12 protein-coding genes and 1 tRNA gene are annotated in these 13,788 nt (G+C 67.7%); 8 read left to right on the top strand and 5 right to left on the bottom strand.

Features of this window, described 5'->3' with window-relative positions:
• Positions 1-26 precede the first annotated feature (26 nt).
• Together ACTIE5_RS03845 and mfd are read left to right on the top strand one after the other, a co-directional pair.
• Complete coding sequence (locus ACTIE5_RS03845) at positions 27-359, top strand: succinate dehydrogenase assembly factor 2 (RefSeq protein WP_439548367.1); 333 nt, start codon at positions 27-29, stop codon at positions 357-359.
• Positions 356-3,970 (top strand): transcription-repair coupling factor, encoded by a 3,615-nt coding sequence (gene mfd, locus ACTIE5_RS03840; protein ID WP_439548366.1) that lies wholly within the window; start codon positions 356-358, stop codon positions 3,968-3,970. Before ACTIE5_RS03845 ends, mfd begins: the two co-directional genes overlap by 4 nt.
• A gap of 37 nt (positions 3,971-4,007) precedes the next feature.
• Here the strand turns inward: mfd and ACTIE5_RS03835 are convergent, their stop codons facing one another.
• From ACTIE5_RS03835 to ACTIE5_RS03825, 3 genes are all read right to left on the bottom strand, one after another.
• Positions 4,008-4,667: a DsbA family oxidoreductase gene (locus tag ACTIE5_RS03835; RefSeq protein WP_439548365.1), complete on the bottom strand. Its 660-nt coding sequence runs from the start codon at positions 4,665-4,667 to the stop codon at positions 4,008-4,010.
• Between the two features lie 247 nt (positions 4,668-4,914).
• A complete protein-coding gene (locus ACTIE5_RS03830; RefSeq protein ID WP_439548364.1) occupies positions 4,915-5,082 on the bottom strand; it encodes a hypothetical protein in 168 nt (55 codons plus the stop codon).
• 155 nt (positions 5,083-5,237) lie between these two features.
• Positions 5,238-5,327 (bottom strand) — tRNA-Ser (locus tag ACTIE5_RS03825).
• A gap of 141 nt (positions 5,328-5,468) precedes the next feature.
• Between ACTIE5_RS03825 and ACTIE5_RS03820 the strand changes: the two genes are divergently transcribed.
• From ACTIE5_RS03820 to ACTIE5_RS03795, 6 genes are all read left to right on the top strand, one after another.
• Positions 5,469-6,551 carry a GSCFA domain-containing protein gene (locus tag ACTIE5_RS03820; RefSeq protein WP_439548363.1) on the top strand — a complete coding sequence of 361 codons (1,083 nt, stop codon included), beginning with the start codon at positions 5,469-5,471 and terminating at the stop codon, positions 6,549-6,551.
• 169 nt (positions 6,552-6,720) lie between these two features.
• On the top strand, positions 6,721-7,341 hold the full coding sequence (locus ACTIE5_RS03815) for a hypothetical protein (RefSeq protein WP_439548362.1): 621 nt from the start codon (positions 6,721-6,723) through the stop codon (positions 7,339-7,341).
• Between the two features lie 91 nt (positions 7,342-7,432).
• The gene (locus ACTIE5_RS03810) at positions 7,433-8,134 is read left to right on the top strand and encodes an FkbM family methyltransferase (protein ID WP_439548361.1); all 702 of its coding nucleotides are present in this window, start codon (positions 7,433-7,435) and stop codon (positions 8,132-8,134) included.
• A gap of 225 nt (positions 8,135-8,359) precedes the next feature.
• Entirely contained in the window at positions 8,360-9,085 is a 726-nt protein-coding gene (locus ACTIE5_RS03805; protein ID WP_439548360.1) for an inositol monophosphatase family protein, read from the top strand.
• Positions 9,012-10,538 (top strand): N-acetylneuraminate synthase family protein, encoded by a 1,527-nt coding sequence (locus tag ACTIE5_RS03800; protein ID WP_439548359.1) that lies wholly within the window; start codon positions 9,012-9,014, stop codon positions 10,536-10,538. The genes ACTIE5_RS03805 and ACTIE5_RS03800 overlap by 74 nt, the downstream gene beginning before the upstream one ends.
• A gap of 28 nt (positions 10,539-10,566) precedes the next feature.
• The gene (locus ACTIE5_RS03795; protein ID WP_439548358.1) at positions 10,567-11,277 is read left to right on the top strand and encodes an acylneuraminate cytidylyltransferase family protein; all 711 of its coding nucleotides are present in this window, start codon (positions 10,567-10,569) and stop codon (positions 11,275-11,277) included.
• Positions 11,278-11,314: 37 nt separating this feature from the next.
• Here ACTIE5_RS03795 and ACTIE5_RS03790 read toward each other — a convergent pair whose 3' ends face one another.
• On the bottom strand, positions 11,315-12,376 hold the full coding sequence (locus tag ACTIE5_RS03790; protein WP_439548357.1) for a hypothetical protein: 1,062 nt from the start codon (positions 12,374-12,376) through the stop codon (positions 11,315-11,317).
• 110 nt (positions 12,377-12,486) lie between these two features.
• Positions 12,487-13,665: a hypothetical protein gene (locus tag ACTIE5_RS03785; RefSeq protein ID WP_439548356.1), complete on the bottom strand. Its 1,179-nt coding sequence runs from the start codon at positions 13,663-13,665 to the stop codon at positions 12,487-12,489.
• Positions 13,666-13,788 lie beyond the last annotated feature (123 nt).

Genomic DNA, 13,788 nt, shown 5'->3' with positions numbered 1-13,788 from the left:
ATATGCCAGCACCGAGCATGATGACGATGTCAGACCCAGAATCCTCCCACCCAGAGCTTTCCCCCCGGCGCCGCCGCCTGCAGTTCCGCGCCTGGCACCGCGGCACGAAGGAGACCGACCTGATGGTCGGCGCCTTCGTCGCCCGCCATATCGCGACCTTCACGGACGCGGAACTGGACGATCTGGAACAGGTGCTGGAACTGCTGGACGTCGATCTCCAGGATTGGCTGTCCGGGCGCAGGCCGATCCCGGCGGAGGTCGCGAGCCCGATGCTGGACCGGATGGCGGCGGAATGCGCGGGCAAGGGGGCGGGCACCACGCCGGAAATCAGGGCGGGACTCGGGCTGGACAAGGCATGACCTTCATCACGGTCCATGGCGCGCCGGAAGGCTATGACGCGCTGCTGCTGGCGCGGCGCCGGGCGGAATCGAAGGGGCCCATCCTGCATGTCTGCCGCGACGATGCGCGCATGGCCCGGATGGCGGAGGCCCTGGCCTTCTTCACCCCGCATACCGAAGTGCTCCGCTTTCCCGCCTGGGATTGCCTGCCCTATGACCGTGTCTCCCCCAATCCCGAGATCGTTTCCGAACGCATCGCGACGCTGACGCGCCTGGCGGAGCCCGGTTCCGCGCCGCGCATCCTGCTGACCACGGTCAACGCCCTGGTGCAGAAGGTGCCGCCACGGGCGGCCTTCACGGGGGCGACGCTCAGCCTGAAGCGGCGCGGCCGGGCGGACCCGCAGAAGCTGGCGGAATTCCTGGAAGCCAATGGCTACCACCGCACCGGCACCGTCATGGAACACGGCGAATACGCCATCCGCGGCGGCATCGTGGACCTGTTCCCGGCCGGCGAATCCGATCCCGTGCGCGTGGACCTCTTCGGCGACGAGATCGAGGATATCCGCCGCTTCGACACCGGCACCCAGCGCAGCGGTGACAGGCTGGATGGCCTGACCTTGCGGCCGGTGGGGGAGATGTTCCTCGACGCACCCTCCATCAGCCGCTTCCGCACGGCCTACCGTGAACTGTTCGGCGCGGCGGCGGCGGAGGACCCGCTTTACGTCAGCGTCTCCGCCGGGCGCCGGCATCCGGGCATGGAGCATTGGGCCGGGCTGTTCCATGAGGAGATGGAGACGCTCGTCGACCATCTGGGGGAGGGGGCTTCGGTCTCCCTCGACAACCAGGCCGAGGATGCGCTGGCGGCGCGGCTGGAGATGGTCATCGACCATTACGAGGCGCGGCGCATGCCGGTGCGGGAAGGGGAGGTGCCCTACCGACCCGCGCCGCCCGATCGCCTGTACCTGGACCACGACGCCTGGATCCACATGCTGGAGGACAGCCGCGTCTTCCGCTTCGTGCCCTTCGACCAGCCGGAACACGCGCCCGGTATCGATGCCGGCGGGCGGGCCGGGCGGCTGTTCAGCGATGTGAGGGCCGAAGGCCGCAACGTCTTCACCGCCTATGGGGAACACGCGGCGGCGCTGGAAAAGCGCGGCCAGCGCGCCGTGCTGGCGGCCTGGACGCGCGGATCGCGGGAGCGCCTCGGCAATCTGCTGCGGGAGAACGGCGTCGCCTGCGAGACGGTGGAGGATTTCGCCGGCGTCCAGAAGCTGCCCCGGGGGGTGGTGGGCCTGGCGATCCTGGGCGTGGAACGCGGCTTCGTCGCACCGGCGGAGGGCGCGCAGCCCGGAATCGCGCTGGTGGGCGAACAGGATCTGCTGGGGGAGCGTATCGCCAGGCCGCCCCGCCGCCGCCGCCGCGCCGACCAGTTCATCGCCGATGCGACCGAAATCGCCCAGGGCGACTTGGTGGTGCACCAGGACCATGGCATCGGCCGCTATGACGGGCTGGAGACCATCGATGTCGGCGCCGCGCCGCATGAATGCCTGCGGCTGATCTATGATGGCGGGGACAAGCTGTTCCTGCCGGTCGAGAATATCGAGGTGCTGTCCCGCTTCGGCTCGGATGCCGCGGGCGTCGCGCTGGACAAGCTGGGCGGGTCCACCTGGCAGGCGCGCAAGGCCAAGGCCAAGAACCGCATCGCGGACATGGCGGCGGCGCTGATCCGCGTGGCCGCGGAACGCCAGACCCGCGATGCGCCGGCCGCCATCCCGCCCGAAGGCGCCTGGGACGAATTCTGCGCCCGCTTCCCCTTCGCGGAGACGGAGGACCAGCAGCGCGCCATCGCCGATGTGCTGGAAGACCTGGCCGCGGGCCGCCCGATGGATCGCCTGATCTGCGGCGATGTCGGCTTCGGCAAGACGGAGGTCGCACTCCGCGCCGCCTTCTGCGTCGCGATGTCCGGCACGCAGGTGGCGGTGGTGGTGCCGACGACGCTGCTGTCCCGCCAGCATTTCCGCGTCTTCTCCACGCGGTTCGAGGGGCTGCCGATCAAGGTCGCGCAGCTGTCCCGCATGGTGACGGCGAAGGAAGCCGCGCTGGTGCGCGAAGGGGTGAAGGACGGCACCATCAACATCGTCGTCGGCACCCATGCGCTGCTGGCGAAGGGGATCGAATTCGCTGACCTCGGCATGGTCATCGTCGATGAGGAACAGCATTTCGGCGTCGCCCACAAGGAACGCCTGAAGCAGTTCAAGGCCGATGTCCATGTGCTGACGCTGACCGCCACCCCCATCCCGCGCACGCTGCAGCTGGCGCTGACGGGGGTGCGGGAGATGAGCGTGATCGCGACGCCGCCGGTCGATCGGCTGGCGGTGCGGACCTTCATCATGCCCTGGGATGGCGTGGTGCTGCGGGAAGCGATCCTGCGGGAGCGATTCCGCGGCGGCCAGATCTTCTGCGTCTGCCCGCGGCTGGAGGACCTGCCGAAGCTGCGGACGCGCCTGTCCGAGATCATCCCCGATGCCCGCATCGCCGAAGCCCATGGGCGGCTGGCGCCGACCGAACTCGAACGGGTGATGACGGAGTTCGGCGACCAGAAATACGATATCCTGCTGTCCACCAACATCGTCGAAAGCGGGCTCGACATGCCCGCGGTCAACACGCTGATCATTCATCGCGCGGACATGTTCGGCCTGGCGCAGCTGTACCAGCTGCGGGGCCGCGTCGGCCGCGGCAAGCAGCGCGGCTATGCCTACCTGACCTGGCCGCAGACGCACCGGCTTTCGGCGGCGGCGGAGAAGCGGCTGGAGGTGATGCAGACGCTCGACAACCTCGGCGCCGGCTTCACCCTGGCGTCGCACGACCTCGACATCCGCGGCGCCGGCAATCTGCTGGGCGACGAGCAGTCCGGCCAGATCCGCGAAGTGGGGATCGAACTCTACCAGCAGATGCTGGAAGAGGCGGTGCAGGACATGAAGGCGGGCGCGGGCAAGGCGCGCGACGACCAGGACAGCCGCGACTGGACGCCGCAGATCAACCTCGGCCTTCCGGTCATGCTGCCGGAAGCCTATGTGCGGGACCTGCCCGTGCGCCTCGGCCTCTATCGCCGCATCGGGTCGTTGCAGACCGAGGCCGAGATCGAGGCCATGGCCGCCGAACTCACCGACCGCTTCGGGCCGCTGCCGGCGGAGGCGGAGACGCTGCTGCAGGTGGTCTGGCTGAAGGCGCTGTGCCGCCAGGTGGGGGTGGAGAAGCTGGATGTCGGGCCGAAGGGCATCGTGCTGGCCTTCCGCGGCAACCGCTTCGCCAACCCGCCCGGGCTGATCGAATGGGTGGCGGGACAGCACGGCGCGGTGAAGCTGCGGCCGGACCAGAAGATCGCGCTGGCCCAGGAGATGCCCTACGAGGCGCGCATCCGCTCCGCCCGCGAATTGCTGTCGGCGCTGGTCGAGGTGGCGCAGGGCAGGGTGCCGAAGGCGGCGCCGCCGCCGCCGAAGCCGGCAGGCCCGCCGCCGGTGAAGGGGCCGATGCCCGCCAAGAAGAACGTGTTCAGGTCGCCGGTGGTGCCCCCGGCGCCGAAGGGTGCTGCGACGCGGCCGATTCCGTTCCCCGGGCGCTGGAAGCGCTGAAGAAGTCTACCGCTGGAAGCGCTGAGGGCGGTCGGGGTCAGCCTTCCACCACGGCCACGTCCAGCAGGCGCTCGATCACTTCCGGCTCCTGCGCGCCGGCGATGGCGTGGCGGCCCTGGACGACGAAGCAGGGCACGCCATTGATGCCCAGGCGATGGGCGCGGAGGTTGTCGGCGTGCACCGCCTCCACCTCCGCCGGGCCGGAGAGCAGGCGGCGCGTCGCACCCTCATCCATGCCGAGCGTCGCGCCGATGGAAGCGAGGACGGCGAGGTCGCCGATATCCTGCCCCTCGCAGAAATAGGCCTGGAACAGCGCATCCACCGCATCGGCGGCGACGCCGTGCTGGTCCGCCAGGCGCACCAGGCGATGGGCATCGAGCGAGGGGGGGATGCGGCGGATCAGGTCGAAGTTGAAGATCAGGCCTTCCCCGCGGCCGAGCTCCGCGATGGTGGCGTGCAGGCGGCGGGCGCGATCCTCGCCGCCGAACTTGCGCACGATGTAGTCCTGCCGCGGCACGCCGCCCGGCGCGATGTCCGGATTGAGCAGGAAGGGGCGCCAGGTGATGTCGGCGGCGATGTCGGGGCGGGCACGGAGGGTGCGGCGCAGCCGGCGCGTGCCGAGGAAGCACCAGGGGCAGACCAGATCGAACACGACATCGATCTGGAGCCTGGCGCGGGGCGGGGAGAGGATGTTCACGGCGCCACGATAGCACCGCCCGCGCTGGCGGTGCAGCCGGGTTCAGGCCGCGGCGCGCGGTGTTTCGGTGGCCTCGATCATGGTGCGGCGCCAGCAGCCCGCAGGTGGCGGCCGAGGCGTCCCGGAGCTTCGGGATGAAATGCGGGCCGAGGCCCCGGGCCAGGGTATCCAGCAGGGCCTGGCCGAGCGTGCCGTATTGCGGGGCCGGGACGCCACAGGCCCCGTGCCGGGCGCCGAGCTTGTCGGCCTACCAGTGCGGCATCGGGTCGTAGGGCTTCACGGCCGGCGGAGCCTCGAACGCCGCGCGCACGACGTCGGTCATCCCGAGCGCCAGGATGACCAGCGCAATGACGGCGACGGCGACGGCGGCGGATCGGAACAGCCGCCGCCGACTGGGCTCTGGGCTCTCAACCATGCGGCTATTCTAGGGAGTCCCGGGGGAACCGTCTATCCCGAGTTGTCTGTGATGAGCGGACACACGCTGGGCGCGTGCCGGAGCTTCCTGCGTCAATCGTGACGGCGAGCCAGCACGCGTGGTGGTGGCGGGGGAGGCCTGGCCCTGATGGGCGCTGGCGGATGGGGTGGGATTCGAACCCACGGTGGACTTGCGCCCACGGCGGTTTTCAAGACCGCTGCCTTAAACCACTCGGCCACCCATCCACGCCCGGCGCCATTTTGCCATCCTTTGCGGGTGCACGGCCAGTGGGCGAGACGCCGATCCGGTGAAGAAGAGCTTGTCTTGAGTCCAGATTCGCCTCTCGCCTATGGTGGAGTGACTGGCAGCCTCGCATCGGATCAAAGATGGCATCACCCTATTCATCGCTGCCGCCGACAAATTTCTGGCGCTCGGGCGTGGCCGGCGCGGCCACAGGCGACTTCCCCGGGCTGGTGCGGCCCCGCTTCCCGATCACCCCGCAGATGCGCATTGCAACTGCTGGCAGCTGCTTTGCGCAGCATGTCGGGCGCCACCTGCGCAGCCGCGGCTACGCCGTCATGGACGCCGAGCCGCCGCCGCCGGGGCTCGGCGATGAGGAAGCTAAGGCGTATGGCTTCAATCTGTATTCGGCCCGGTATGGCAACATCTACACTGTCCGCCAATTGTTGCAGCTGGCCCGCGAAGCCTTCGACCTTTTCACCCCGGGCGATGCCGTGTGGCGGCGCGGTGACCGGTATTTCGACGCGCTGCGCCCGACCGTCGAGCCGGATGGGCTTTCGAGTGCAGCCGCGGTGCGTGAGCACCGGGCGCAGCATCTGGCGCGCGTCGCCCAGGTGCTTCGCGAAGCGGAATTGCTGGTCTTCACGATGGGCCTGGTCGAGGCCTGGGTGCATCAGCCGACCGGCACCGTCTATCCGACCGCTCCGGGCACGGTCGCGGATAGCGAAACCCCGGACGATATCGCGCTGCAGGTGTTCGACTTCATGGACGTGCGGGCGGACCTCATCGCCTTCCGCAAGCTCATGAAGAAGGTCAACCCGCGGCTGCGCGTCCTGTTGACCGTCTCGCCCGTTCCTTTGACGGCGACGGCGATGGACAGCCATGTGCTGCTCGCGACCATGTACGCGAAATCCACGCTGCGCGCCGTGGCGGGCCGGATCCTGCAGGACAGCCCAGCCTTCGACTATTTTCCCTCCTACGAGCTCATTGCCGGCCACCCGACGCGAGGGCGCTTCTATGCGCCCAACCTGCGCGAGGTGACGGCGGAGGGCGTGGCATGCGTGATGCGCCATTTCAGCGCCGCCCATGGCGGGGAGGTCGCCCCGGACGAGCAACCACCGTCCACCGCTGCGGCGGCGGTCATGGACGAGCAGGAGGCGGAAGAACGCGTGGTATGCGAGGAGATGCTGCTGGACGCATTCGGACCGCAATCATCGGGGGCACGATAGTCCGATGAGGCTCTGTATCCTGGGCGCATCGCATATCGTTGCGCTTCGTTCCGCCTGGCAGGCCATGCCTGCCGGAGAAAGGCCTGCCGGCCTGCGTGTATCCTTCCTGCCGGGGGGGCGCGATATCGGCGATGTTGTGTTCGCGGATGGCCGCCTTCGGCCGGCCAGCGTGGCGGCGCAGGCCCGCCAGGCGGAGTTGGGCGAAACCGATCACGTGACGCTGGCTGATTTCGATGCTTTCGCCGTCATCGGCGTGGCCAGCTTCAGGGCAGCGCTCAATGTCTACGCGGCCTGTCGGGGTGAAGCGCACGCGGCGAGGGGGGAGGGCCACCAGCTTGTCTCCGACGCCTGCTTCGAGGCAGCGGTCGCTGGCATCGTCGCGGCCCGCGCCCCCTGGTGGCTGGCGGCCAGGCTCCGGACGGAAACGAAGGCGCCGATCGCCGTGATGGCCGCGCCGATGTATGCAGCATCGGTGCTGCGCGATGCCCGTTTCGGCGCGCGTTTCGAGGGGCTTCGCCGCGATGGCGATGAGGCCGCGCTGGCAGCAAGCATGGAGCGCGCCATGCGCCGCCTCACACACACCGATTTCTCGCTGATCGGCCAACCGGCCGAGACGCTCGATAGCCCTGCCACCACGAAGGAACGATTCCGATCCGGCAAGCCGGTTCGTGCAGCGGCCGGGCGAGTCGCCGCGCCCGATGTCGCCCACATGAACGCCGCCTATGGACGCATCGTCCTGGACCGGCTGTTCGCCTTCGGTGTGGGTGCCCGTGGCGACAACAAGGCCTGATTGCGGGAGCCGGCTTCTCTCCGTGGTTGAGTCTCGATTGACTCGTTAACGCTCGCTGCGTATCGGTAACCGTCCGTGGAGCTGTATCGCAATGGCCGTATCTACTGTGAGCAACCCACCATCCGCATCGCCGCTCCAGCGGGTCAGTCACGCGCAGACCGGCCAGGATATCCTGTGCGACTACTTCTTCGGTCGATACAAGTTGTACCCTGAGGGCGAGCCCGGCTTCTTCGTGGATGTCGGCTGTGCATGGCCGATCCAGGCCTCCAACACCTATTATTTCTATGAACGTGGCTGGCGCGGCGTCTGCATCGACGCCAACAGCGCGATGGAGAAGGGCTTCAAGGCCGCACGTCCCGAGGACACCTTCGTGAACTGCGGCATCGGCGAGATCGAGGCCGAAGCCACGCTCTATATGTTCAAGGATCCGAAGCACAACACCTTCAACCCGAAGCGCCGGGAAACCTGGGCGACGCAGCCGGCGCGCGCGCATCTCTTCCGCGGGGAACGGACGGTACCAATCCGCCGGCTGTCGAATGTCCTTGACGAGGCGGCGCCGGGTCGCAGCCGGATCGACCTGCTCAGCATCGATGTCGAGAGCATGGAGCTTGAGGTGTTGAAGTCCATGGACTTCGGTCGCCACCAGCCATCGATGGTCATCCTGGAGATGCTGATGCCGGTGTCGCGCATCATCGAGGATCCGGTCACGCAATACCTGCTCGCCCGCGGCTACGAATTGATCAGCCACACGAGCCACGACACCATCTTCATCAAGCGCCCCGCCAAGGCCTGAACCGGCCCCTGGCTCTGGTGGCCTGGCGGTTGGGCGCGGGTGGCAGGGTGGCGCTGGCGCGGGGGGCGGTGTCGTCGGGGCGTGGTCAGGTCCGAAACGAGAACTGGTCTGGCATCAACTCACGCAGTGCGATAGGCTTGCCAGGCGCAGCCCCGTTGCGATGCGCCTCGCTGTCCCGCACTGCCGGGATGGCCGATCCTGGCGCGTGACGCATGGAAGAATCGGATGTCTGCTCTGACGACGACGACTGAAACGCGCGCGCTGCTCCAGTCCGTCGCAGACCTGGTGACCGCCAATCTGCCGACAATCCTGGCCGGGCGCCGCGACATCACCTGGAAGCCGGATGGCAGCCCGGTGACCACTGCCGACGTCTTCGTCGAGCAGCTGGTCAGGGACCATCTCTCGGCACGGCTGCCCGATCTCTCCTTCGTCGGTGAGGAAAGCTTCGAGGTAGGGCAGTCGCTTGCCGGACGTAACCTCGCGCTGCTTGATCCGATTGATGGAACCGAGAATTTCTGTTCGGGCCTTCGCGAATGGGGCGTGTCGCTCGGCCTGTGGCGGGATGGGCTGCACCTCGGCAGCCTGCTCATGCTGCCGGAGCTGGGGGACCAGCTGATGTCGGGCGACCGCATCGTGCACGAGCGGTCCCGCATCAACGGGTTCTCATCCTCCTACAACGAGGAGATCGGTGCCCGCATCGCCGAGGTTCGGGAGTCGCGCATCTTCGGCTGCGCCGTCTACAATTTGTACAACGTCGCCCGCGGCGCCTTCAGCCGGTTCAGCAATCCCAAGGGCGCCTATGCCTGGGACCTGCTGCCGGGACTGATGCTGGCGCTGGAGCAGGGCTGTGACATTCTTGTCGATGGGAACCGCTTCGATGGACAGTTTCTCGAGCCTCATCGCCGATATCGCGTCGACGTACAGCACCGATACGATCTTCATCCTGGGTAAGGGACCCTCGGCCGACCTGGTGCGGCCGGAGGTCTTCGCATCCTCGCTGACGATCGGGCTGAACGACGCGGAACGCATCGCGCCGGTCGATATCAGCATCTTCCATGCGGATTGGGTGAAGCAGGGCATCGCCGCCGCCGGCTACCGGTCCCGCCTCTACCTCACCTCGACCGATTTCGACCCGCCTGGCCGCAAGACGCTGCGCGTGCCGCATTACCGCCTGACCCAGGAATCGTCCGACCTGGTCATGCAGCGCTTCATGTCGGATGAATTCGCGGTGGAGGACATCCTCTTCCTCTCCGCGCTGAAGCTTGCCCGCAGCGTTGCGCGCCAGCGTGGCCGGCCGCAGACCGTGTACATGGTCGGCTTCGATTTCGCGCCCGCCGAGGGCTACAGCAGCCGGATCGACAGGGACTTCGCCCCGCACGCGACGGATGAGCGCGAGGCACGCATCTCCCTGCAGGAGTTCTATTTCCTCAACACGCTCTACTTCCTCCAGAATTCCGAACTGACGGTGAAGCATGTCGGCAGTCGCGCCTTCAGCGTGCTGTCGCCGGAGGAACTGACACGGGCGGTCCTGGGTGCCGGCGCCGGGCCGGAACGCCCGCACCACCGCGTCAGCGTCATTGCCGAACTCACCACCAACCATTTCGGCGACCGCCGGCGGCTGGAACGCATGATCCGATCCTCTGCCGCGGCGGGGGCGGACTTCGTCAAGCTGCAGAAGCGGGACGTGGAGAGCTTCTATTCGGCGGAGCAACTCGCCTCTCCCTATCGCTCTCCCTTCGGGCCGACCTTCGGGGATTACCGGCGCGCGCTGGAACTGTCCTGCGACGATTTCGGCTTCGTCGATGGGCTGTGCAAGGAACTCGGCATCGGGTGGTTCACCTCGATCCTCGATCAGCCATCCTTCGAGTTCATGCTGCAATTCTCGCCGACCGTGGTGAAGCTGCCTTCCACCATCTCGGAACACACGGACTACCTGGACTATGTGGCGGCGAATTACCGGCATGGCGTGGTGCTTTCGACCGGCATGACGGACCAGGCCTATGAGCGCTGGGTGCTCGACACCTTCACGCAGTGCGACCGGCTCTACCTCATGCAGGCGAACTCGGCCTATCCGACGCCGCTGAGCGACTGCAATGTCGGCGTCGTGCGGCACTACCACCGCCTGTCGCACTCCGACGCGCGGATCGTCCCTGCCTATTCCAGCCATGATTTCGGATGGAAGGCATCCGTCATGGCGGTCGCAGCGGGCGCGCGGATGGTCGAGAAGCATGTGAAGTTCGGCAACACCGAATGGGCGCATTTCGATGCGGTCGCGGTGGACCTCACCACGCCGAAGTTCAAGGAATACGTCGATGCGATCCGGGAGGCCGAACTGATCGTCGGCCGGGAGGAGAAGCAGGTGAACGCCAGCGAGCACCACAAGTATTTCCGCAAGGCGAGCTGACGCCGCGGGGCCACCGGAGCATCCAGGAATGACACCCTATATCGGTTTCCTGCCCTGCCGCGCGGGCAGCGAGCGGGTCATCAACAAGAATGTCCGGCCCTTCGCCGGCTTCGAGAATGGCCTGATCGAACTCAAGCTGCGGCAGATGTGCGGCGTCCGCCGCCTGGAGGAGATCATCGTCTCCTCCAACGACCAGCGGATACTGGACTATTGCGACGCCTTCCGCCGCCAGCATGATGGCCGCGTGAAGCCGCTGGAGCGGCCCGATGAGCTTGGGCGCGGCAGCACGGCGATGGACGACTTCATCCTCTACATCGCGAAGCTGGTCGAGGATGGCGTGATGGTGTGGAGCCATGTCACTTCGCCCTTCGTCAGGGCGAAGGAGTATGACGCCATCATCGATGCCTATGATCGCGCGGTGGCCGAGGGCCACGACAGCCTGATCACGGTCAACAAGATCCACAAATTCCTGTGGGACGATAAGGGGCCGATCAACTACAGCCAGACCCCCATCAAGTGGCCCCGCAGCCAGGACATCAAGCCGATCTTCGAGATCAACCACGCAGCCTATGTCATGCCCTTCGCGGTGATGCGCGAATGCGGCGACCGCATCGGGCATCGGCCCTACTTCATGCCGATCGCGGAGGAAGTGGCGATGGATATCGACTGGGAGGAGCAGTTCGTGCTGCTCGAGCAGATTGCGCGGGTGAAGATGGCTGCCGGATACGCCCTGGTCTGACCGTCTGGCGCAGGCCCCGCCTGGACGCGTGTCTCTTTCACCCAGCCGGGTCGGCGGCCCATGCGGTGATGATCCCTGCCAGGCGGGCGGCATTCGCGGTGCGGATGCCGCGCTGGATCAGTGATACCCTCGCGACATCGCCGACCGTCATGTCCAGCCCCCTGACCGGGCGTGCCACGACGGCGGCGGCATCGAGGCCGGGCTTGGCCTGCAGTGCTTCCATCAGGAATTGCACGGGCCCCAGAAGCCTGAAGGTGGACCCCATCTCCTTGGCGACGGCGTGGCGCAGATCGACGCGCGCGCCGGCGCCCTGCATGGCGGGGATGATGGCCGCCAGGGCGTCCTGTGCCTCCGCCACCCGACCCGACAGCAGGTGGACGCCCGCCAGGACGCACAGCGAACGCACGGCGTTGTAGTAGACCAGCAGCGCTTCCTGATTGTCGCGGAAATCGTGCCGCTGGCCCAGGATCGCGGACAGTGAAGCCGTGAAGGCTGCGCGGTCCCCGGCGACGGCCGCGACATGCCAGCGCGCGGTCAGCAGGGAGATGCGCATGGCATCGTTCCAGCCGCTGCGCGGCAGGCCCTCGATCACGGACAGGACCTCCTCGACGCGGCGTTGGGCATCCGCGGCGGTCACGGCTTCCTCTGCCTCGCAGGCGCGATAGGCCTGGGTTGCCGCCATGGTCATGGCGGCCTCGGTCAGCCGGGACCCGACGGACCAGGGCAGTTGCCGGAGCATCTGCAAGGCCTGGAAGCGCTGCGTTTCCCCGTCCCGGGGCCTCAGCCGCTTTTTCCGCGCCAGGCGTGCGGCTGCGAACGCGGCCAGGTCCGGGCAGCAGAGCGTCGCCAACTCATAGGCCGGCATCACCTGCGCGGTGACAGGCGATCCTGCCGCATCCTCCAGCGTGATGCCCATGACGGCCTGGGGGAGGGCGCGGAGGTCCAGGCGGGCCACGAACGAGCCTTGCCGGTCGTCCGAGGGTTCCAGCGACGCCACGGCGAGCAACCCACCCGCCGGCCCGCGGGCGGCAAGGCGAAGCTGTTCCGGCGCCGGAGGGGCGCCGGAGACGCGGATCAGCGCCCAGCCGCCACGAATCATGCCCTCTTCAAGTCGAAGCGGGGCAGCGCTGGCCTGGGCCGGTCCCTGATCCATCGCCGCTTCCTCGGTCGCGGATGCCGCCGTCGCCGGTGGCGGGGCCGCGCCGGACGTCATGACGTGACGCGCACCATGGCCGCCTCGAGCGCCGCTCGGGCACGATCGAACAGCCGGCGATTATCGGCGTTGGCAGGTTCCGCCTGGACCGCGGGAAGGATGGCATCGAGCGCCCGGCCGTTTTCTCCGGCCTCGATCAGGGCCTGGGTCAGCACGCGCCGCAGATCCCCGCTCGTCGGGCGAAGGGCCAGGCCACGTTCCGCAGCCTCCACGGCGAAGCGGTGCTGGCGCTGCACGCGGCGGGCGATGCTGAGCCCGCGCCAGGGCGCCGGATGGTCCGGGGAGAGGTTTGTGGCGGCGGTGAAGACCTCCACCGAACGGTCGACCTGCTTCCGCTTCAGCAGCGCATAGGCGTAGTCCAGCTGGAAGACGACCTCCTGCGGACGCAGCGAGGTGGCAGTGTCCAGGCAGTGGAGCGAGAGAGCCGGGCGACGATGACGCGCGGCGCGGAGGCCGAGTTCATACCAGAACCGGCCCGCCTTGCGGCGCTTGTCGCGCCACAGGGCGCGCCAGCCTGGAACGTCGAGGCTGCCTGCCATGGCGCTGAAGACCAGGTCGGTGAGGAGTCCGGCCTGCTGGAGCGTATGCGCGATGACGTGCCCGCCATCGACACAGGGCAACAGCGTTGTCCGCGGCGCCATGGCGAACATGGCGGCGTGGGGTGCATCAAGGCTGGCTGGATCGAAGACCAGGTACTTCTGCGCATCGGGGGAAAGGCGGCTCGCCAGGTCGTCATGGACGAAGTCGATGCGCTTGGCTTCGGTCGCCCAGCGCTTCTCATGCGGTGGCGTCGCGGGGTTGGCGCTCCATTGCGGCGCCAGCATCAGCACGTTCCGGGCACCGAGATCCCTGGCATAGAGCGCCGCGCCGAAGCCCCCCATGCTGGAGCCATAGGTCATCACCGGGGGGCGGCCCGAGTATTCCAGCACTTCATCGACCGCCGCGATCGCCGCCCGCACGGAAGGGGGCTGCCACCAGTGGTTCCAGCGGGCGATGAGGTGGATGGCGGGCACGCCATGCTTGGCGAAGAAGGCATCGCCGAAGCCATTGTTATGCACGTTGAGCGAGGAGAAGGTGACGACGCAGGCATGCCGCCCGTCACCGGGATGGCGGACCACCCGGACATCCGGGCTTTCGAAGATCTCCTTCACGGCCACCGACCGGAAAGCAGCCATCCCGCGGTTTCACAACCATGCTCACGGTAGCAACGCGTCATGCTTGAACGACATCCTTGAGAAGGCGCTGCGTCTGCAGGGTGGTGGAGGCCAGGAGGCGGAGTTGCAGTGTGGAAACGCGGC

The sequence above is a fragment of the Falsiroseomonas sp. genome (genome assembly GCF_051859025.1).
Taxonomy (GTDB): domain Bacteria; phylum Pseudomonadota; class Alphaproteobacteria; order Acetobacterales; family Acetobacteraceae; genus Falsiroseomonas.
The sequence above is the reverse complement of the archived record's forward strand: the minus strand, read 5'-3'. Positions and strand labels throughout refer to the sequence as shown.

Excerpts from the sequence above, each read along its gene's own strand:
- ACTIE5_RS03845 (WP_439548367.1), top strand. The coding sequence starts at position 27 with ATGTCAGACCCAGAATCCTCCCACCCAGAGCTTTCCCCCCGGCGCCGC.
- mfd (WP_439548366.1), top strand. The coding sequence starts at position 356 with ATGACCTTCATCACGGTCCATGGCGCGCCGGAAGGCTATGACGCGCTG.
- ACTIE5_RS03830 (WP_439548364.1), bottom strand. The coding sequence starts at position 5,082 with ATGGTTGAGAGCCCAGAGCCCAGTCGGCGGCGGCTGTTCCGATCCGCC.
- ACTIE5_RS03820 (WP_439548363.1), top strand. The coding sequence starts at position 5,469 with ATGGCATCACCCTATTCATCGCTGCCGCCGACAAATTTCTGGCGCTCG.
- ACTIE5_RS03810 (WP_439548361.1), top strand. The coding sequence starts at position 7,433 with ATGGCCGTATCTACTGTGAGCAACCCACCATCCGCATCGCCGCTCCAG.
- ACTIE5_RS03805 (WP_439548360.1), top strand. The coding sequence starts at position 8,360 with ATGTCTGCTCTGACGACGACGACTGAAACGCGCGCGCTGCTCCAGTCC.
- ACTIE5_RS03800 (WP_439548359.1), top strand. The coding sequence starts at position 9,012 with ATGGACAGTTTCTCGAGCCTCATCGCCGATATCGCGTCGACGTACAGC.
- ACTIE5_RS03795 (WP_439548358.1), top strand. The coding sequence starts at position 10,567 with ATGACACCCTATATCGGTTTCCTGCCCTGCCGCGCGGGCAGCGAGCGG.
- ACTIE5_RS03790 (WP_439548357.1), bottom strand. The coding sequence starts at position 12,376 with ATGATTCGTGGCGGCTGGGCGCTGATCCGCGTCTCCGGCGCCCCTCCG.
- ACTIE5_RS03785 (WP_439548356.1), bottom strand. The coding sequence starts at position 13,665 with ATGGCTGCTTTCCGGTCGGTGGCCGTGAAGGAGATCTTCGAAAGCCCG.